Source organism: Bacillus sp. MUM 116, from assembly GCF_001866655.1.
Lineage (GTDB): Bacteria > Bacillota > Bacilli > Bacillales > Cytobacillaceae > Neobacillus.
Window position 1 is genome coordinate 34,894 of sequence record NZ_MLYR01000010.1, and the last position, 19,270, is coordinate 54,163.

The following is a 19,270-nucleotide window of genomic DNA, read 5'->3' on the forward strand; positions in this document are numbered from 1 at the left end:
AAATAGTTTCTGTCACGAGTCTCTTTCATAGCTTATAAAATTTAATTAATCGTTTGATTAGTCTTTAAAACCCAGACATACCGGCGCTTCCAGCGATTTAATCAATCGTTTGATTAAATTACTAGTTTTTAAAATTAATTTCTATGAAGTTGTGCCCTAAGGGAAAAGTCCACGTTATAAGAGAATTTTTACGAATGTTGGTTAAAATGGAGATAGACCCGTAAAAACGTAATTTCGAGCCAAGCCGCCTTTGCATTATCGTGCGGGGTTGGCTCTTTTCCCAAAAATCAAAAAGAAAGAAGGCATGACTTTGATTAGAAAATGGGGATTTTCTCTTCTATTAATCATCATCATTTTAAGTGCTTGTGCTTCAAATCAGCCTAAGGTTCAATCACCAGCTAAACCTGCAGCAAAGAAACTTCCAAGAATTGACCATATTGTTATTGTTGTTGAGGAAAATCGATCACAAAAGGTAATTCAAGGGAACCCGTCAGCACCCTATATCAATTCACTCATGAAGCAGGGCGCTAACATGACAAACTTTCATGCCACTATGCATCCGAGCCAGCCCAACTATTTAAACTTATTCTCCGGTTCAAATCAAGGTGTTACAGATGATAAAGTTCCTAAAACGAAATTTTCTGCAGATAATTTGGCAAGCGGGCTGATTGCTAAAAATTATACTTTTGCCGGTTATTCCGAGGACTTGCCTTCAGTTGGCTTTAATGGGGTATCGACCGGTCCCGGAGGTTATGCCCGTAAGCATAATCCCTGGGTAAATTTCACCAATGTACCCAAAGAAGTAAATCAGCCATTGACAAGCTTTCCAAAGGATTTCACTAAACTGCCCACGGTTTCATTTGTCATACCAAGTCTTCGAAACGATATGCATGATGGTACGATTAAGGAAGGAGACGATTGGCTGAAAAAACATATTGATCCTTATGTCCATTGGGCGAAAACTCATAACAGTTTATTGATTGTGACCTGGGATGAAGATGATTTTACACAAGACAACAAAATTCCGACCTTGTTTGTCGGGCCAATGGTAAGAACAGGCCTATTTGATGAAAAAGTAAATCACTTTAATCTTTTAAGGACCATTGAGGAGATTTACGGATTAGCTCATGCGGGGGAAAGTAAGGCAGTCGAGCCTATTCGGAGCATTTGGGTCCGTTAATGAAAGCTGAAATATTCGGCATAACCATCGAGCTAAGAAAATTACCGAACTTTTGTACAGCTACTTTTATATTTGATTGAGCCATATGCTCTCTTCCCTTCATTAAGTTTATTACCTTATCAATGGTAATGGACAAAATTACTTCATTCAATAAAGACGAAAGCTAACTTTGTCGCACTAAGGGAGACAAACATAGTTTTTCTCGAATAAGACTCACTATACTCTGTCAGTAAAGGTACAAAGGAAACTTACAAATATGCGGGTACTTATATGATTAAATAGAAAAAGACTGTTACCATGATTAACTCATCATAACAGTCTAACTTAACCTTTAATGTTCTTTTGGTACACTAATTCCAAATCCAGTGTTGGATTTAAATAATACTTCTTCAAAGGAACCTGTTTCATTTTTCTTCCTAGATGATAGGACGGTTCCTAAATATGCACCAATAAATCCCAGTGGAACGGTGAAAATCGTCGGGTTTGCTAATGGAAATAACGGCGTTCCTGTTAAAATCGCTTTACCAGCTTCCGGGTTCCATACATTTGGGCTTAGCAAAACTAGCACAACCGAACTAATTAATCCGACTAACATTCCAGTTACAGCACCCGTCTGATTAAAGCGTTTCCAGTAGATTGTACATAACATGACAGGCAGGTTGGCACTTGCTGCAATTCCTAAGGCAAGCACGGATAAAAACGCAACATTTAAATTCTTGGCAACTAATGCTAAAAGAATGGAGGCAACGGCTACAATAATAGAAGAAATACGGGCTACTTTCATTTGCTGCTTCTCCGTAATTTTTCCTTTTTTAATAATTTGCCCATAAATATCATGTGCAAAAGCAGAGGCAGACGTTAAAACAAGAGCCGAAACAACAGCAAGGATGGTTGCAAAAGCAACAGCCGAAATAAAAGCGAATAGGAAATCTCCACCTACAGAAAGCGCTAACATTGGCGCGGCCATATTCCCCGAGGGATTAGCGGCCACGATTTTGTCCCAGCCGACAAAAACAGTCGCACCAAATCCGAGGAAGACAACCATTAAAAAGAAGGCTCCGATAAACCAAGTGGAATAAACCACCGATTTTCTTGCTGTTGCTGCATCTTTTACAGTAAAAAAGCGAATCAGCAGATGCGGCAGCCCTGCGACTCCAAGGACAAGTGCCATGTTAAGAGAAATCATATCCAATCCATTACTGTATTTATTTCCTGGATTCGCCAATTCCGCACCAAATGGACTAGCTGATTTAATTTGATGGAACATTTGAATGATGCTGAAGTCAAATTTTGCAAATACTAGAAGGGTTAACACCAACGAGCCTCCAAGCAAAAGCACGGCCTTTGTAATTTGCACCCAGCTCGTTGCTGTCATCCCGCCAAAAATGACATAAACAGTCATTAAGACTCCGACGATTACAACCGCAAGCCAGTAATCGATCCCCAGCATTAAACTAATCAGGCCGCCGCCGCCGACCAATTGAGCAATCATATAAAAGATGGAAATAACAAGGGTACTTGCTGCTGCCGTACCACGAACTTTATTGGATTTAAAGCGTGTGGTAATCATGTCAGCCAATGTGTATTTTCCTAAATTACGCATTGGTTCCGCAACTAAATAAAGTAAAAATAGAAAACCTAATAGATTTCCAATACTCATATAAAACCCATCAAATCCAATTAAGGAAATCGCTCCAGTTATTCCCAAAAATGATGCTGCCGACATAAAATCACCGGCTACGGCTAGGCCATTTTGTGTTGCGGTAAGTCCTCCTCCAGCAGTATAAAAATCACTGGTACTTTTGGTTTTCTTTGAAGAGAAATAAGTAATTACTAATGTTAAGGTAATAATTCCTATAAAAAGCAAAATTGAAAGTATACTCATCCACTAAGCTCCCCTCGATATTTATGTAAAATAGCTTTTGCTAAATTATCGTACTTTTCTGATTTTTTAACATAAATAAAACCGCATATCCAGACAATTAAAAATTGTAAGCCGGCAAAAATCCATACACCTGTAATCGGTCCAACAATTTCTGTGTGCAGGACCTTCGTGTAGGCTGCTAATAAAGGTAATGTAAAATAAAAGATAAGAAAAAAGATTGTTGTGGGGAGGATAAATGTTTTTTTTCTTTGGACCAATTCTTTGAATTCCTCCGTTTGAGTTAATCCTTCGTAAGAAATATTTTTTTGTACAGGTATTTCTTGAATATTCTGTTGCATTCTATCACCTCATTTTATAACATCTTTTTACAATTTCACTAATTTAACGATACATACCTTTTATGAGATATAAATATTCATAAATCTTGATAATCCTCCCTTCACTGCAATGAATCATACATTTTTACTACGGTTGTATATAAAACTGTTACACACTCTCACGAATATAGCATACTTACAAATTTATGTAAATATTATTTTTAAAATTTTTGGAATAGTATAAAAATATTATATTACCCTAATAATTTTCCTCTATAAAAAAACAAAAAAGCACAATTCAAAAAACTGAATTGTGCCTTTTGTAAAATTATAAGAAAACTAAATAAATAATACCGTCAAAAAATATTTAAATCCCATTCTCTTGCTATATGTTTTAATAACATGCTTCCTGCTACGCTATTACCATATTCGTCTATAGCCGGCCCATAAAGCCCAATGCCGCATCCATGTGGAAATGGAGAATCCTGAGAACTAACTCGTGCTGGAACGGCTGCCATGATTCCTCCAGAAACTCCGCTTTTAGCTGGTAAACCGATATGTGCTGCGAATTTACCTGAAGCGTTATACATTCCACAAGTGACCATCAATGCTTTTGTTAACCTCGCCACTTCTCTAGGGAAGATCTGTTCCCTTCGGATGGGATGAAATCCATCATAGGCAAGTACTAATCCAATCATGGCTATGTCTTTTGAATTTACTTCAATCGAACACTGCTTTAAATACACCTCTAAAGCTTCTTCAACAGTAGATTCCAAAAATCCAGTTTCTTTCAAGTAATAAGCCAAGGCTCGATTTCGATGGGCTGTTTGCCATTCCGACTGAAACACTTTCTCATTGATGGACGGGCGTTTTCCTACCATTTTTTCGAATAATGTTAAGAACGATTCTATCTTTTCTAGTGGCGACCTTCCGCCAAGTAAAGAGGCTACGGTAAGGGCACCCGCATTGATCATAGGATTGAAAGGTCTTCCCGGCTTATGCATTTCTAAACGAATAATCGAATTAAAAGCATCTCCTGTGGGTTCTACATCAACTCGATCTAGGACATATGGAGTACCAAAATCTAAACAGGCGGCTATAAAGCTAATCACTTTTGAAATACTTTGCAAGGTAAAAGAGACCGCGCATTCTCCAGACTTTAAAACCGTTCCATCTGGACCTACCATAACAACACCTAATTGTGATAGATTCGCCTTTTCTAATGCAGGAATATAGGAAGCACATCGACCTTTTACGGCATAGGAGCGATAGTGCTCCACCCATTGATCTAAATTGAAAATCTCCCTTTGCTTTTCGAATGGGATTATCTCTTTTGCTACAGCCATGTTCTATCTTTCCTTTCTGCAGAAGCAAAATAGAGTGAAACTTCAATAAGTGGCGATTTTTCCATCCTCCATTTATTGTTAGTTGAACCAATCGGGCTTTTACGGGCAGTTTATTCCCCACTTACACTGCCTGCTTACGCTTAAAGTGGGGTCTTACTGCCCGCTAATGCGGGATAAATGGTGAGAAACAAGCAGATTCTCATCATTAACCATTTTATGAAATTACTATTATACGCGGCCCTTTTTTCGCTGCGGCATCACATTTTCAGGAATTAGCGAAACATATGGTTCCCCTTCCAAGCGTTCTTGCCATTCTGATTTCGCCTTTTCAATGATATCTTGATTTTGTATCGCCTCGATTGCAGTGCAAGCAATAACTTTTCCCGCTAGAAGCATGCCTTTGTGGGCGATAGGTGTCGCACCTTGCGACACTACCTGCCAGGTATGAAGAGGGGTTCCAAGCGCAAAACATGTTGTCATACATTGTATCGTTGGAACAACCCAACTTACATCACCAACATCAGTAGATCCAGATAATGCACCCTCATCTCCGAGAGGTGGAATAATATCTGCAATGTATTTATCATTTAATTTTTTTGCTGTTTCTTTATTCAATCCTGCTAAATCAGCATCAATGTCTTCCTGAGAAAGAGTTGCCCGGATTTCTTTAGCAAATTTCTGATCCAATTCATCATAAACAGGAACACCGACTTTGGTTAAATTTTTGTACATTATTTCGGCTAATGTTGTATTCGGTATTAAATTCGAAGCAGTACCTTCAAACTCGACTTCCATCGTTGTTCCAGTCATTAAAGCTGCACCTTTAGCAATATTATAGACACGTTCGTATAATTCTTTTACTTGCTGCTTTTTCGGTGCGCGGATTAAATAGACCACTTCTGCATGTGGTTGGACAACATTCGGTGAAGTCCCGCCTGTATCCGTGATTGCATAATGCACTCTCGCTTCTGAAATCATATGCTCTCTTAAATAATTAACACCAATATTCATCAATTCCACCGCATCTAATGCACTGCGGCCTAAGTGAGGGGCAGCTGCGGCATGGGCACTCTTCCCATTAAATTTAAAAGTCACAGAGTAATTTGCAAGAGTATTGACGTTCCAAATACAAGGTATTGTTGATGGATGCCAGGAAAGCGCCAGATCAACATCATCAAACAATCCAGCACGAGCCATAAACGCTTTTCCGGAGCCTGCTTCTTCAGCCGGACAACCATAATAACGTACTGTCCCTTGCAAACCTGTTTGCTTCATGTAATCTTTAATGGCAACGGCAGCGGCAAAAGCCCCTGATCCCAGCAAGTTATGACCGCAGCCATGTCCGTGGCCGCCTGCAACAACCGGTACATGTTCAGCAAGTCCTTTTTTCTGGCTTAGACCTGTTAAAGCATCGAATTCTCCTAAAATAGCTATTATTGGTCCACCGTCTCCATAGCTTCCAATAAACCCCGTATGCAGTCCGGCAACCTCTCTCTCAACCTGAAACCCTTCATCTTCCAACGCTTTACATAAATATTCCGATGATTGATGTTCTTCGAAGTAGATTTCCGGGCAGGCCCAAATTTTATCACTTAGCTCAATAATCTTGTCGCTCTTTTGTTCGATTAGATCAGAAATAAGTGTTTGTAATTCCATTCATAAGACCTCCCTCAAAAGTTATCTAGCAATGACTTGTTTTATTGCTTATGCATCTAGTGCATAAGCCTCCTGCTCGTTTTGTTTAAGAAGATCTCCTTTTTTATCACTTAAGGTTAAAAGTGCACCAATACAGATAATGGCGAATCCAATTAACATCCAAAAAGCAGCATTAAATGAACCATTAAACGCATCAACGATAAATCCAATCGCCATTGGTGTTACAAAACCAGCCAACTGTCCACCGGTATTTGCAATACCCATAGCCGTGCCAGTGACAGAAGATGGCAATTGTTTAAGCACGATTGCTGGTAATAAGGTAATTACAAAAGCAATAAATAAATTAACAATTGTTTGATACGCAATAAAAGAGGTGACGCTTGAAGCTGTAAACATTAGATACAGCAATATTCCTATACAAGCGCATGAAATGCTTCCTACCAATCTTTCGCGGCCTTTTGGCAGCTTATCGATTATAAAACCACCTAAATAAATCCCTATTAACATGGTCAATCCTGGAATAGTCTGAACCCAACCAAGTGACATTAAATCAAGACCGCGATTTTTTACTAAATAGGTTGGGATCCAAGCCGCAAGTCCCCAGTTCACTGCATAAATACAGAAATAAGCAATAATCAAATTCCAAATCATAGGCGTTTTAAACAACGAACGAAAAATTCCCTTTTGACTCGAAACAGCGTTATGATTCATTTTATCTTCTGTGTTGTTTTCTGGAAGTTTAATAAAATACCAGTAAAGAGCGGCAATAATAGCACCTATAGCTCCTACTATGATAAACGTGGTGCGCCAGCCAATCGTCGTAAGCAGCGCCGCAGAGGCAATTGGGATAATAAGTGTGATGATCCCGCCTGATGACAGCATAATTGACATCGCTCGACCACGTTCCGCTTTGGGAAACGTAAGCGATATAATTTTGGAACTGGCAGGCTGAAAGCCTCCTTCTCCGATACCAAATAGAAAACGGATAATAACCATAGAGGCTAGGGACCAAGCAGCACCAGTTAATCCTGTAAAGATCGACCATGAAATAACTGCGGCAAGAAGGACCTTTCTAGGTCCAAATCGGTCTGCCAGCCATCCTCCAGGCATTTGCATAATCGCATATCCTGCAAAAAAACTGCTAAGTAAGAGTCCGGTAGAGGATGCACTTAAATGTAAATCCTTCGTAATGGACAACACGGCATAATTCATAATATAACGATCGATATTACCTAAAGACCAACCCAGAAAAAGTAAAGCTAAGATCCAATTTCTTGTGCGTTTTGAGATCATATATCCAACTCCTCTTATAATTGTTTAGATCTTGAACATGAAAAAAATTTTTTAAAAGTGCTTTACAAACGCTTCCATTTCGGAAAAAGACTATTCATTATATCCATATAGTGTGTCTACACGTTTCAACATTACCATTCTTAAATGAATCAAAGTATTAATGGAGCATGCTAAACCCTATAACTTCCTCCTTTATCAACAGAAGAGAAGATCGTTCTTTTCTATTTACGAATATATAACGAAATTTTCGTTATATATATTTTACGAAATATTTTGACTCCCTTCAACAGTTTTTTTATTCCAGAACACAAAAAATAAGCATCCTTAATTGGAATGCTTAATTTAACCGGTAAATTTTAATTGGCCTTCCTCGATTATGCTGTGACTCTTCACCAATACATTCAGCTAGGCCTATGTCACACAATTCAGCCACAATCCGCTGAGCATTCCGTTCACCCATTTGGAGATTTGCAGCCAATTCCTTCGTCGTAAAATCACTCCAGCCCAGTTTCTGGATCAAAGCGTCTATTTTCTTAAAAGTCTTTACACTGATGTTTCCCTTTTTTAATTTCTCCAAAAAATCTTTATCGTCCGTACGGTAGGCATAAGTCAGCTCTTCTTCCTGTCCTGCTGACTCAATAATCGTTCCATCATCTTGAACAATAACAATTCCCTGTTCAGTATTTTTCTTCGACTGTTGAAGAGCCCGGTGAGCATTTATTTCTGCCGATAATACCGTTTTTCCGAAACCAATTCCTACGGAAACAGTTGTATTCGCTTCAACGGACAAGTATTGGGCTTTTTCCTTTAATGCCTGTATCTCCCTTTCAATCGCCCCTCGAGAACTGAAAATTGTATAACGCCCATTTCCTTCCTCGAAAAGAGAGCCATCTATTTGCTCACAAAGCTGGATAAGTGTCTCCTTCATCCTAAGCTCTAAATACTGAATTTGATAGGTTTTCTCCATTTTTTCTTTAATGGAGTCAAAATCCTTTACCTCGATTTTTTCAACCCCAATTTGTGTATCTTTATAGTAGGAAGTCTTTATTTTCTCGAAAAAAATCCTTATGGTTTGAAAAATTTCAATCCGAGTCGGTGACATCAAATTTACGGGAACCCCAGCTTTATTTAAGGCATCATGAACAGTTGGGTAACATGTCAAAGCACCATCAGTCTTTTTTTGTTCCCATAAATCATAATGGAATTTAAACAATTGCCCGGAATCAATCTCCGCATCTAACGTTCTCACATAAAGATCTTTTATTGTTTTCTTTAACTGATGCACGCTCTCTCCTTCCGCTAAATTTGTAGCGGGAATCATGTCGATGCTTATTCGGTCTAATAATCTCCCCTGAGAATAAACCAGTTCCATAAAACTTTTATAGGTACTTGATTCCGTGGAGAATATGTAAACTGATTTTTCATCCACAGATACTGTTTTTGCAGCCACCCTATATGGGATATATCCTGAAAAAAGCCAGAAATCAACTTGACCATCGTGTTCCAAAACAATTTTCTCTACTTCCTTTGCCTCTGTATAGGAGTAGGGTATAAATTCCATTTCTTGCTCAATTTCATTAGCCACTTCGAGAATCCGTTTTATTGATGAACTCGGGCCAACAACACCGATTCTATACATTCTCAATTCCTACTTTCTAGTCACTTCTCTTAGACTATTTTAACGTCGTCTTCTAAGTAAATCCATTCCTATGTCAGTTGATCTAACCTTTCGCCTTTATCAAAAAAAGCACACGCTCGATTACTTTGATTGTAATCGATAACGTGTGCTTTCTAATCAAGTAAATTGTAAATTAAACAACTTTATTGTCTATTCACAATTAATTACCTTACACATTGCCTTCTTATTCAACCGTAACCGATTTTGCTAAGTTACGTGGTTTATCCACGTCGCAATCACGGTGTAAGGAAGCGTAGTAAGCAATTAATTGTAATGGAATTACAGAGATAAGTGGTGTTAATAATTCATGTACTTCTGGAATCACGAAGCTGTCTTCGTCCATTTCCAAGCCCTTCATCGAAATGATGCATGGGTTAGCTCCGCGGGCCACAACTTCTTTCACATTTCCGCGAATGCTTAGGTTTACACTTTCTTGTGTAGCTAAAGCAATGATCGGTGTTCCTTCTTCAATTAAAGCAATCGTTCCATGCTTTAATTCTCCGCCGGCAAAGCCCTCTGCCTGAATATAGGAAATTTCCTTTAATTTCAAGGAACCTTCTAAGCATACATAATAATCAACTCCGCGGCCGATAAAGAAGGCATTGCGTGTTACCGATAAAAATTCTCTTGAAATATGCTCGAACAGCTCTTTTGAGTCACATAGAACTTCCATTCCGTTTGCAATAATTCCAAGCTCATGCACAAGATCAAAATCAACTTTGATATTCTGGCTCTTTGCAGTTACATCAGCCAAAATAGAAAGCACAGCGATTTGAGCAGTATAGGCCTTTGTAGACGCTACAGCAATTTCAGGACCAGCATGAAGTAATAGTGTATAATCCGCTTCACGAGAAAGAGTCGAGCCCGGTACATTCGTAATCGTTAACGTACGATAGCCCATTTCTTTTACTTTCACAAGTACAGCACGGCTGTCAGCTGTTTCTCCACTCTGTGTAATGAAGATGAACAGCGGCTTCTTCGATAGCAGCGGCATATTATAAACAAATTCACTGGCAATATGAACTTCTACTGGGATTTTAGCGATATTTTCAATCAGCTGTTTTCCAACAAGACCTGCATGGTAGGAGGTTCCTGCTGCAACAATATATACGCGGTCACTATCGTTCATTGCACTGATGATTTCAGGATCAATGGTTAGTTCACCTTGTTCATTTTGATACGTTTGGATAATTTTACGCATTACGAGTGGTTGCTCATCAATTTCTTTTAACATGTAATGCGGATAAGTGCCCTTCTCAATATCACTTGCATCCAGTTCAGCTTTATATGGCTTACGGCTAATGGTTTCACCTGCGAGATTTTGAATTGTCACTTCATCTTTAGTCACAATCACAATCTCTTTATCCATTAGTTCCACATATTGATCCGTTACCTGCAGCATTGCCATTGCATCACTTGCAACAACATTAAAGCCGTTTCCTAAACCGACAAGAAGCGGGCTTTTATTTTTCGCTACATAAATCGTTTCACGATCTTCTGCATCTAAAAGGGCAAGAGCATATGAGCCGTGTAAAAGGGTCAGTGTCTTACGAAATGCTTCTAAAACGGTTAAGCCTTCTTTAACAAATAACTCGATTAGCTGAACAATGACTTCCGTATCCGTTTCACTTCTGAACTCAACTTCTGATAAATATTCGCGCTTTAAAAGGTCATAATTCTCAATTACCCCATTGTGCACAAGTGTAAACCGTTCTGAGGCACTTTGATGCGGGTGAGAATTTGTTTTGCTTGGCACCCCATGAGTGGCCCAGCGGGTATGGCCAATTCCAATGTGAGCTTCTACATTTTCATCGACAATCTTACGTAAATCTGCAATCCGGCCTTTTTCCTTGAAAACATGAATTCCGTTTTCATTTTGAACGGCAATACCTGCTGAGTCATATCCCCGGTACTCAAGCTTTTCAAGACCTTTTAATAAAATTTCTTTTGAGTCCTTATTTCCAATATATCCAACGATTCCACACATAATAATCTTTCCTCCCTGATACAGGGGGCAAGAATAGCTTTGGAGGCGCAACTTGCCCCCTTATCTCCGTCTTTTTAGGAATAATCTCTATCTTAAAGCTTTATAGGTGTGCAATTTCTTCTCTTTGTGCACCGAGTTGCCTCTAATGTTTTAAAGAAGAACTGACGGTTGTGCATCGCAACCGGGAGGTATCCGCCGAACATTTCGATAAACCTCCTCCTCGTCAACTAATTCATCTACCTTGAATTAGTTCAGGCGCTTTAGAGTTTTTAAACCACTATCCACCTTTCTTTTATAAAATATGCTTTTATTAACAAAGCAAATCAATCTTACCTGAATTCAAGACTTTCGTCAACTAGGAAGATAAAGGAATTTTGACAATTCTTTTACAACAGTATGAATCATACATAATAAAATATGCATAAGGGATTGTAGAGTTCCCTTATGCATACCAAAATAGACTATTCTTTTAATTCCATTTCTTCTTTTACAACTGCAACAATTCGATTTACATAGGAATCACAAAGCTCTTCCGTTGGAGCTTCAACCATTACGCGGACAAGCGGTTCTGTCCCAGATGGACGGACAAGGACTCTTCCATCACCGGCCATTTCGGATTCTACCTGTTCAATGATTGCTTTTACTTTTTCATTATCCGTTACATGGTGTTTGTCTGTCACTCTTACATTCACAAGTTTCTGCGGGAACTTTTTCATTTCACCGGCTAATTCTGATAATGGCTTATGTGTAGCTTTCATAATATTGACTAATTGTAAGCCCGTTAATAACCCATCGCCCGTTGTATTATAATCCAAGAAAATAATATGACCTGATTGTTCTCCGCCAAGATTGTAGCCGCTTTTCTTCATTTCTTCTACTACATAACGGTCACCGACTGCCGTAGGAACGCTCTTGATTTCATGACTTTCAAGCGCCTTATAAAAACCAAGATTACTCATGACGGTTGATACAATGGTACCATGCTTTAGGCGTCCATTTTCTTTCATGTACTTTCCACATATGTACATAATTTGGTCGCCATCCACGATATTTCCCTTTTCATCAATGGCAATCAAGCGGTCACCGTCACCATCAAACGAAAGTCCCACATCTGCACTTTTTTCCATTACCAATTTAGCCAGAGCCTCAGGATGGGTTGAACCGACACCTGCGTTAATATTTAATCCATTTGGTGATGCACCCATGGTTGATAGGTCTGCCTCAAGATCGGCAAATAAATGGGATGCAAGCGAGGAAGTCGCTCCATGTGCACAATCAAGGGCAATATGGATTCCAGAAAAGTCTTCATCTACCGTATGTTTTAAATATTGAAGGTATTTTTGTCCACCCTCAAAATAATCCATTACTTGCCCAAGGTCTGAGCCAACCGGCCTTGGTAATTGATCCTCCGGTAAATCAATTAATTTTTCAATTTCTAATTCTTGTTCGTCCGAAAGTTTAAAACCATCGGGACCGAAGAACTTGATTCCGTTGTCCGCAACCGGGTTATGAGAGGCGGAAATCATAACTCCCGCCTGTGCCCCTAATGCTTTTGTTAAATAAGCGACACCAGGAGTGGTAATAACCCCAAGCCTCATTACTTCTGCACCAATGGACAGTAAGCCGGCAACAAGGGCCCCTTCAAGCATATGACCGGATATGCGTGTATCACGACCGATTAGGACTTTAGGGCGGTCCTTGTCCTTTGTTAAAACATAACCACCAAAACGCCCTAACTTAAAGGCAAATTCAGGTGTTAATTCACTATTCGCAACTCCGCGTACGCCATCGGTACCGAAATATTTTCCCATTATTAAAATCGCTCCTTCATAAATATATTGCAGGATTTAAGCGTTGTTTTTTATTATTGTGACATTTGCTGATGAGTGATCGAGCTCCCAGTTTACATCCGAAGGCCCTTCCACTTGAATTTTTACATCGTGGTCCCCTTCTCCAAGTTTGGATACATCAATAAAAGCATTAAAATCCTTAGGTTTTAATGTTTTTACCGTTGAACTTGGGCCATTGACCATTAAATCAACATTTACGGGATTGTTTACTTCTGCAGAATACTTGTCAGATAAGCCAAGAATATTTAATGGAATACCCGAAATCGTTTTTCCATCTTGTTTTTTTACGACAATGGTTGCATTCACTATATCCGGCGTTACTTTCGTAATCCCATTTGAAATGATAACTGGTAATTTAAGTGTTGTATTGTCATTAATTTTACTTACATCCACTTCCACACGAACATTAGCTGTTTTTAATGCATGTTCATTTCCAATGATAACAGCATCCGATTTATCTAATGTTATGGAATCAATCGTTACCCCGCTTGGTGGTGTGCCGATTTGCTTGATATTAATTGGAACCTTTTTACTTATATTTTTGACAGGAATGGTTACCCTTACTGTTCCAGGGTCAACTTCGACATCTAACTTATTTAAATCGCGGTCAAGAACCTGGACATTTGCTTCCTGTGATATGGTTTGGTTAATCTGGCCCCTTACATTGAGCGCTGCTTTTACATAACTAATCCGATCAATGAGGTTTTTTGCACCGGTAATTTTTACTTTATTTGGCTCCACAACCGGCTGTCCTGCTGCATAGCCTTCCTGAAGTAACCCTTGGTTAAATTCCGTATCCACTTTATATTCCTGTGTAATTTTCTCTTGAATCGACACATTCACACGGGATGGATTTATGGTGGCCTTTAACTTATCGGATAAATTTCTTATTTTCAGTTTTACAGTCTGATTACCAATCTTTGCATTGGTTAGATCAACATATACTTCAAAATTCCGCAATGCTTTGGCATTTTGAATATGGGTTATCGGCCCTTGTAATGTTAGCTTCACCGTGTTAGGTATCCCGGAGACAACTAAATTTTCGGTGTCATAATAGACCTTTACAGGTACATCGTTTAGTGTTTCCGTCGATTGCTCTCCTGGAACATTCACATCAGTAAACTTGCTGCTCCCGGTATGGGGAACAGATGAATAAAGAAGAACAGCTAGAACCAGTGCAAGAATTTTTATAAACCACCGATTATCCATCAATTTATCCATTTTTCTTCCCCCTCCAGTTCCAACGAGCTGAAGAAGCCTGTTTGACTTTGGTATTCACTAATAATTCGCTCGACAATAATTCTTTAAACTCCTCGGCATTTAAATCCCGGTGAAGTTCTCCGTTTTTTGTAAGTGAAATTCCTCCTGTTTCCTCCGACACGACCACGGTAATACTGTCTGTTACTTCACTAATCCCAAGTGCTGCCCGGTGTCTTGTACCGAGCTCTTTCGAGATAAAAGGGCTCTCAGATAACGGAAGATAACAAGCCGCAGCGGATACGGTATTTTTTTGAATAATAACCGCTCCATCATGGAGAGGTGTATTTGGGATAAAAATATTAATGAGTAATTCTGAGGAAATCTTTGAATCTAAGGGAATCCCCGTTTCAATATAATCACTCATCCCCGTTTCTCTTTCAATCGAAATCAATGCTCCAATCCGGCGCTTTGCCATATAATCTGTAGCTTTAATAATGGCTGTAACAGTTTTCTCCGGATCGTCGTCATCAGGATTGCCGCTTCTCGAGAAAAACCGTCCTCTTCCCAATTGTTCAAGCGCCCTTCTAAGTTCCGGCTGAAAAATAATAATAATCGCAAGAAATCCCCAGTTAATGGCCTGTTGCATCATCCAGCTTAATGTTCTTAAGCCTAAGTATTCACTGACTACCCTTACAAGCAGAATCACCAATATCCCCTTGAGTAATTGAACAGCCTTCGTTCCTCTTATAACGTTAATCAGTTTGTAAATGACATACCATACGAGGAGAATATCAACAATACTAGCTAAATACTTCCATACTGTGAAATCGGCAAACGGCATTGTTTTTCCTCCGTAATTTTGCATAAGAATCCAAGAAATCTAAACCCATGTTATTATAACATAAATCCAACTTGTACCTATTATATGTAGTATTATAAAAAAACAAATCACTCAAATCCGAGTGATTTGTATTCTATTTCGATTCATTTTGATCAAAAACGTTAATCACGTCATGTGCGGTCTTTTTCATATAATACCAGATCCAATCAAAAACTTTATTTACTACTTCAATTTTCCCCGTAACATGTCCAGCCGATGCCAAATATTTTTTCCCATTAATGACTGTCACGTCGCCTTGTACTTCCCCTTCAATCTTTAAATTACCGTTCCGAACCGTGACATCACCTTTTACCACCTTGCCTTTTGGAACAATGACGGTATTGTTTTGAACAATTAAATTTTTTTGCTTCGAAACGGAAAATTCGCGGTTCTGATTCCAGGTTGAAAATAAACTACCGACCATTAAAATAATAAAAAGCGAAGCGGCAGCCAAAAATGGATGTTTTTTCAACCAGCGTTCTATCCCTACTTTTTTCTTTTCTTTTGGAAGTTTCGCCATCACATTGGGAGTAAAATTAGGTGGAGCCTGCATATTCGAGGTGCTTTTTACAAAGGCTACTGTCTTTTTTAATTCATTAAACAGGATTTCACACTCTTTACATCCCTGGAGGTGTTCTCTAAGAATGAATTCATTTTCTGGTGTGATTTCTTCATCTAAAAAATCATGCATTAATTCAATGATTTGTTCTTGACATTTCAATCGTCTCACCTCTTATCACACATAACGTAATTGTTGCCTTAAAGCTTCCCGCCCGCGGTGAATTCTCGTTTTCACCGTACCTAAAGGCAAATCGAGGATTTCACTGATTTCGTTTAATGACAACTCTTCAATATATTTTAAGACAATGACAGATCGATATTTTTCAGGCAGTTTTAAAATTTCCTTTTGAACCGTTTCATGAAGCTCCAAACTTTCGACTTCGCTCTCCGGAGGTTTTGCTTTCGAAGGGACTTGTGAATACATCGTAAGTCCTTCTGTTCCTGCCACTTCTGCATCCAAGTAATAATCCGGCTTCTTTTTTCGAATCCGGTCAATACAAAGATTCGTTGCAATGCGAAAAAGCCATGTTGAAAATTTTAGGGCTTGGTTGAAGGTATGAATATTCATATAAGCTCGTAAAAAAGCTTCTTGGGCAAGGTCCTCTGCTTCATGCCGGTTTCCAATCATTCGGTAACAAAGCTGGTACACACTATTCTTATATATCTCGACGATATCGGCAAATGCGTCCTGATCTCCCTTTATTACCTGTTTAATTCTCTTTTTAATGACCGCTTCCATCTATTTACCTCCGCTCTAATGCGGCTATACGATACTACGAATCGATAGCGAAAAAGTTTCGTTTCTAGACGAAAAACTTCTCAATACCTTTAATATTAACAAAAATTGACTAAACGCGCGCGGAAACTGATTATTTGTGAAAAATAAAAGCGGAAGCGCCTTGTTCAGCCCCCACAAGTGCTGGAGCTGGACAATTATTGAAGTCTAAATTTATTTCCTTCTTTAAAAATAGGCTCTGTTAAACTTGGTTGTAGATTTCCGCTCCAGGTGCGAGCGGTTCGGGGAGCCTTCTCGCCGCTTCGCTCCAATCAACATCGTTCTTTAACACAGCCTAAAAATAAAAAAGCAGCCGAGGCTGCTTTTTATAATAATTTTTCTCCAAATAATGAACCCATTAGGGCTACAGCACATGTTGCTGTTTTATTTTTTTCATCTAATATTGGGTTTACTTCAACAAATTCTGCAGAAGTAATGATTTTGGATTCTTCAAGCATTTCCATAGCAAGATGGCTTTCACGATAGCTGATTCCGCCCATTACCGGTGTACCAACTCCTGGAGCATCAATCGGGTCTAGACCATCTAAATCTAATGATAAATGGACACCATCTGTTTTTTCTTTAAGATAGGTGATCGTTTCTTCCATTACCTTCGTCATCCCAATGCGATCGATTTCATGCATGGTGTAAACTTTAATGCCAATCTCTTTGATTAACTCTTTCTCTCCGTCATCAAGGGCTCTTGCACCAATAATGACTACATTTTCAGGCTTAATTTTTGGGCTGTATCCGCCAAGTTGTGTTAGAAGAGGATGTCCTAATCCTAGGCTTGCTGCTAATGGCATACCGTGAATATTCCCTGTAGGAGAAGTTTCAGCTGTATTTAAATCCCCATGGGCATCATACCAAATCACACCAAGATTTTTATAATGTTTTGCTACACCTGCCAAAGTACCGATGGCAATGCTGTGGTCTCCCCCAAGTACAAGCGGGAAAGACCCTGATTGGATCACTTCATCTACTTTCTCGGCAAGTAATGTATTTTTTTCAGCTACTAAATCTAAGTTGCGAAGATTTGATTCTTCATCTACAACTACCTCGGGTCTGCCAATTGGAATATCACCCATGTCATGTATTTCATCAAATAGAGGCTTTAAGCGTTCGTTAATCCCGGCATAGCGAATTGCACTTGGTCCCATATCGACGCCCCTTCTCATTTGTCCTAAATCCATCGGCATTCCAATAATTGATAGCTTTTTCATTCTTTAACCTCCTAGCCTTTATACCCCTATTTTAACCGCTTCCATTAAGATGACTCAACTCGACAAAATTATGTATATATATACGCTGTGGGCGGGGAAGCACTGTTCTAATAGGGTTTTGCAGGTTTCTTCTTTAATTCTTGAGATGTCGGCTAAGACTTGTGGAAAATTTTTTATACTTTTTCCATACTCATAGTGCCCCAATACCACTTAGTAAAAAATAATTTTTTCATCTAGCATATTTTTTATATACAAAAAAGCCCTAAATCATTACTGATTTAGGGCGAATGGTTTATGTAGTTTATGGTGGAGTCTAGGGGGATCGAACCCCTGACCTCCTGCGTGCAAAGCAGGCGCTCTCCCAGCTGAGCTAAGACCCCGATGTGTTATATTAATATGGAGCGGAAGACGGGATTCGAACCCGCGACCCCCACCTTGGCAAGGTGGTGTTCTACCACTGAACTACTTCCGCAATTCATAGGTAAAGACCCGTGGTCCATAAAAAAAATGATGAGCCATGAAGGACTCGAACCTTCGACCCTCTGATTAAAAGTCAGATGCTCTACCAACTGAGCTAATGGCTCTTGGCTGGGCTAGCTGGATTCGAACCAACGAATGACGGAGTCAAAGTCCGTTGCCTTACCGCTTGGCTATAGCCCAATATTATAAATGTAGTTTGTCCATTTCCAATAAAAAATATAAGTGGTGGAGGGGGACGGATTCGAACCGCCGAACCCTGAGGGAGCGGATTTACAGTCCGCCGCGTTTAGCCACTTCGCTACCCCTCCAACAAAATAAAAAAGTGCCGGCTAGAGGACTTGAACCCCCAACCTACTGATTACAAGTCAGTTGCTCTACCAATTGAGCTAAACCGGCACGGTATAAATGATATAAATTTATATGGTGGAGGATGACGGGATCGAACCGCCGACCCTCTGCTTGTAAGGCAGATGCTCTCCCAGCTGAGCTAATCCTCCATAATGATAGAAGTTATTTTCACTATCATGAAAAATTTTGGTGACCCCTACGGGATTCGAACCCGTGTTACCGCCGTGAAAGGGCGGTGTCTTAACCGCTTGACCAAGGGGCCAATTTTCTTTTTATAATAGGTAAGCTTCCAAGCGGGCTCGAACCGCTGACCTCTTCCTTACCATGGAAGTGCTCTACCTACTGAGCTATGGAAGCGTAACTAATTCTTTTGAAAATAAAAATGGCTCCGCAGGTAGGACTCGAACCTACGACCGATCGGTTAACAGCCGATAGCTCTACCACTGAGCTACTGCGGAATAATTTTAAAACAGCCTGGCAACGTCCTACTCTCACAGGGGCAAGGCCCCAACTACCATCGGCGCTGAGAAGCTTAACTTCCGTGTTCGGTATGGGAACGGGTGTGACCTTCTCGCGATTATTACCAGACTATTAAATTTGAGGTATCATTC

14 protein-coding genes, 10 tRNA genes and 1 rRNA gene are annotated in these 19,270 nt (G+C 39.5%); 1 reads left to right on the top strand and 24 read right to left on the bottom strand.

Annotated features, from left to right (window positions below):
* Window positions 1–310 precede the first annotated feature (310 nt).
* Window positions 311–1,180 carry an alkaline phosphatase family protein gene (locus BIV60_RS02735; RefSeq protein ID WP_071354195.1) on the top strand — a complete coding sequence of 290 codons (870 nt, stop codon included), beginning with the start codon at window positions 311–313 and terminating at the stop codon, window positions 1,178–1,180.
* Between the two features lie 331 nt (window positions 1,181–1,511).
* Here the strand turns inward: BIV60_RS02735 and BIV60_RS02740 are convergent, their stop codons facing one another.
* The 24 genes from BIV60_RS02740 to rrf all read right to left on the bottom strand — a co-directional run bounded on the left by BIV60_RS02740 (window position 1,512) and on the right by rrf (window position 19,247).
* The gene (locus tag BIV60_RS02740) at window positions 1,512–3,065 is read right to left on the bottom strand and encodes a solute symporter family protein (RefSeq protein ID WP_071354196.1); all 1,554 of its coding nucleotides are present in this window, start codon (window positions 3,063–3,065) and stop codon (window positions 1,512–1,514) included.
* On the bottom strand, window positions 3,062–3,403 hold the full coding sequence (locus BIV60_RS02745) for a DUF485 domain-containing protein (RefSeq protein WP_071354197.1): 342 nt from the start codon (window positions 3,401–3,403) through the stop codon (window positions 3,062–3,064). The genes BIV60_RS02740 and BIV60_RS02745 overlap by 4 nt, the downstream gene beginning before the upstream one ends.
* A gap of 335 nt (window positions 3,404–3,738) precedes the next feature.
* Window positions 3,739–4,728: a glutaminase gene (locus BIV60_RS02750; protein ID WP_071354198.1), complete on the bottom strand. Its 990-nt coding sequence runs from the start codon at window positions 4,726–4,728 to the stop codon at window positions 3,739–3,741.
* A gap of 228 nt (window positions 4,729–4,956) precedes the next feature.
* Complete coding sequence (locus BIV60_RS02755) at window positions 4,957–6,384, bottom strand: M20 family metallopeptidase (RefSeq protein ID WP_071354199.1); 1,428 nt, start codon at window positions 6,382–6,384, stop codon at window positions 4,957–4,959.
* Between the two features lie 48 nt (window positions 6,385–6,432).
* Window positions 6,433–7,677, bottom strand: a complete 1,245-nt coding sequence (locus BIV60_RS02760; RefSeq protein WP_071354200.1) for an MFS transporter — start codon at window positions 7,675–7,677, stop codon at window positions 6,433–6,435.
* 337 nt (window positions 7,678–8,014) lie between these two features.
* Window positions 8,015–9,316: a hypothetical protein gene (locus BIV60_RS02765; protein WP_071354201.1), complete on the bottom strand. Its 1,302-nt coding sequence runs from the start codon at window positions 9,314–9,316 to the stop codon at window positions 8,015–8,017.
* Between the two features lie 223 nt (window positions 9,317–9,539).
* Window positions 9,540–11,342: a glutamine--fructose-6-phosphate transaminase (isomerizing) gene (gene glmS / locus BIV60_RS02770; RefSeq protein ID WP_071354202.1), complete on the bottom strand. Its 1,803-nt coding sequence runs from the start codon at window positions 11,340–11,342 to the stop codon at window positions 9,540–9,542.
* A gap of 461 nt (window positions 11,343–11,803) precedes the next feature.
* Window positions 11,804–13,153 (bottom strand): phosphoglucosamine mutase, encoded by a 1,350-nt coding sequence (gene glmM, locus BIV60_RS02775; RefSeq protein WP_071354203.1) that lies wholly within the window; start codon window positions 13,151–13,153, stop codon window positions 11,804–11,806.
* A gap of 36 nt (window positions 13,154–13,189) precedes the next feature.
* Window positions 13,190–14,413, bottom strand: coding sequence for a CdaR family protein (locus BIV60_RS02780; RefSeq protein WP_071354204.1), 1,224 nt, complete (start codon window positions 14,411–14,413; stop codon window positions 13,190–13,192).
* The gene (gene cdaA / locus BIV60_RS02785; RefSeq protein WP_071354205.1) at window positions 14,406–15,233 is read right to left on the bottom strand and encodes a diadenylate cyclase CdaA; all 828 of its coding nucleotides are present in this window, start codon (window positions 15,231–15,233) and stop codon (window positions 14,406–14,408) included. Before cdaA ends, BIV60_RS02780 begins: the two co-directional genes overlap by 8 nt.
* Before the next feature lie 133 nt (window positions 15,234–15,366).
* Window positions 15,367–15,993 carry an anti-sigma factor family protein gene (locus BIV60_RS02790; protein ID WP_071354206.1) on the bottom strand — a complete coding sequence of 209 codons (627 nt, stop codon included), beginning with the start codon at window positions 15,991–15,993 and terminating at the stop codon, window positions 15,367–15,369.
* Between the two features lie 15 nt (window positions 15,994–16,008).
* Complete coding sequence (gene sigW, locus BIV60_RS02795) at window positions 16,009–16,572, bottom strand: RNA polymerase sigma factor SigW (protein ID WP_071354207.1); 564 nt, start codon at window positions 16,570–16,572, stop codon at window positions 16,009–16,011.
* A 362-nt stretch (window positions 16,573–16,934) separates the two neighbouring features.
* Window positions 16,935–17,831 (bottom strand): arginase, encoded by an 897-nt coding sequence (rocF, locus tag BIV60_RS02800; RefSeq protein WP_071354208.1) that lies wholly within the window; start codon window positions 17,829–17,831, stop codon window positions 16,935–16,937.
* 304 nt (window positions 17,832–18,135) lie between these two features.
* A tRNA-Ala gene (locus tag BIV60_RS02805) sits at window positions 18,136–18,211 on the bottom strand.
* 17 nt (window positions 18,212–18,228) lie between these two features.
* Window positions 18,229–18,303 (bottom strand) — tRNA-Gly (locus tag BIV60_RS02810).
* A 39-nt stretch (window positions 18,304–18,342) separates the two neighbouring features.
* Window positions 18,343–18,415: transfer RNA gene (locus BIV60_RS02815), tRNA-Lys, on the bottom strand.
* A 1-nt stretch (window position 18,416) separates the two neighbouring features.
* Window positions 18,417–18,491: transfer RNA gene (locus BIV60_RS02820), tRNA-Gln, on the bottom strand.
* A gap of 43 nt (window positions 18,492–18,534) precedes the next feature.
* Window positions 18,535–18,619 (bottom strand) — tRNA-Tyr (locus BIV60_RS02825).
* Between the two features lie 15 nt (window positions 18,620–18,634).
* A tRNA-Thr gene (locus tag BIV60_RS02830) sits at window positions 18,635–18,707 on the bottom strand.
* A 25-nt stretch (window positions 18,708–18,732) separates the two neighbouring features.
* Window positions 18,733–18,808: transfer RNA gene (locus tag BIV60_RS02835), tRNA-Val, on the bottom strand.
* A gap of 38 nt (window positions 18,809–18,846) precedes the next feature.
* Window positions 18,847–18,921 (bottom strand) — tRNA-Glu (locus tag BIV60_RS02840).
* 22 nt (window positions 18,922–18,943) lie between these two features.
* Window positions 18,944–19,016, bottom strand: a tRNA-Thr gene (locus tag BIV60_RS02845).
* A 26-nt stretch (window positions 19,017–19,042) separates the two neighbouring features.
* Window positions 19,043–19,117, bottom strand: a tRNA-Asn gene (locus tag BIV60_RS02850).
* 14 nt (window positions 19,118–19,131) lie between these two features.
* Window positions 19,132–19,247: ribosomal RNA gene (gene rrf, locus BIV60_RS02855) — 5S ribosomal RNA — on the bottom strand.
* Window positions 19,248–19,270: the final 23 nt, after the last annotated feature.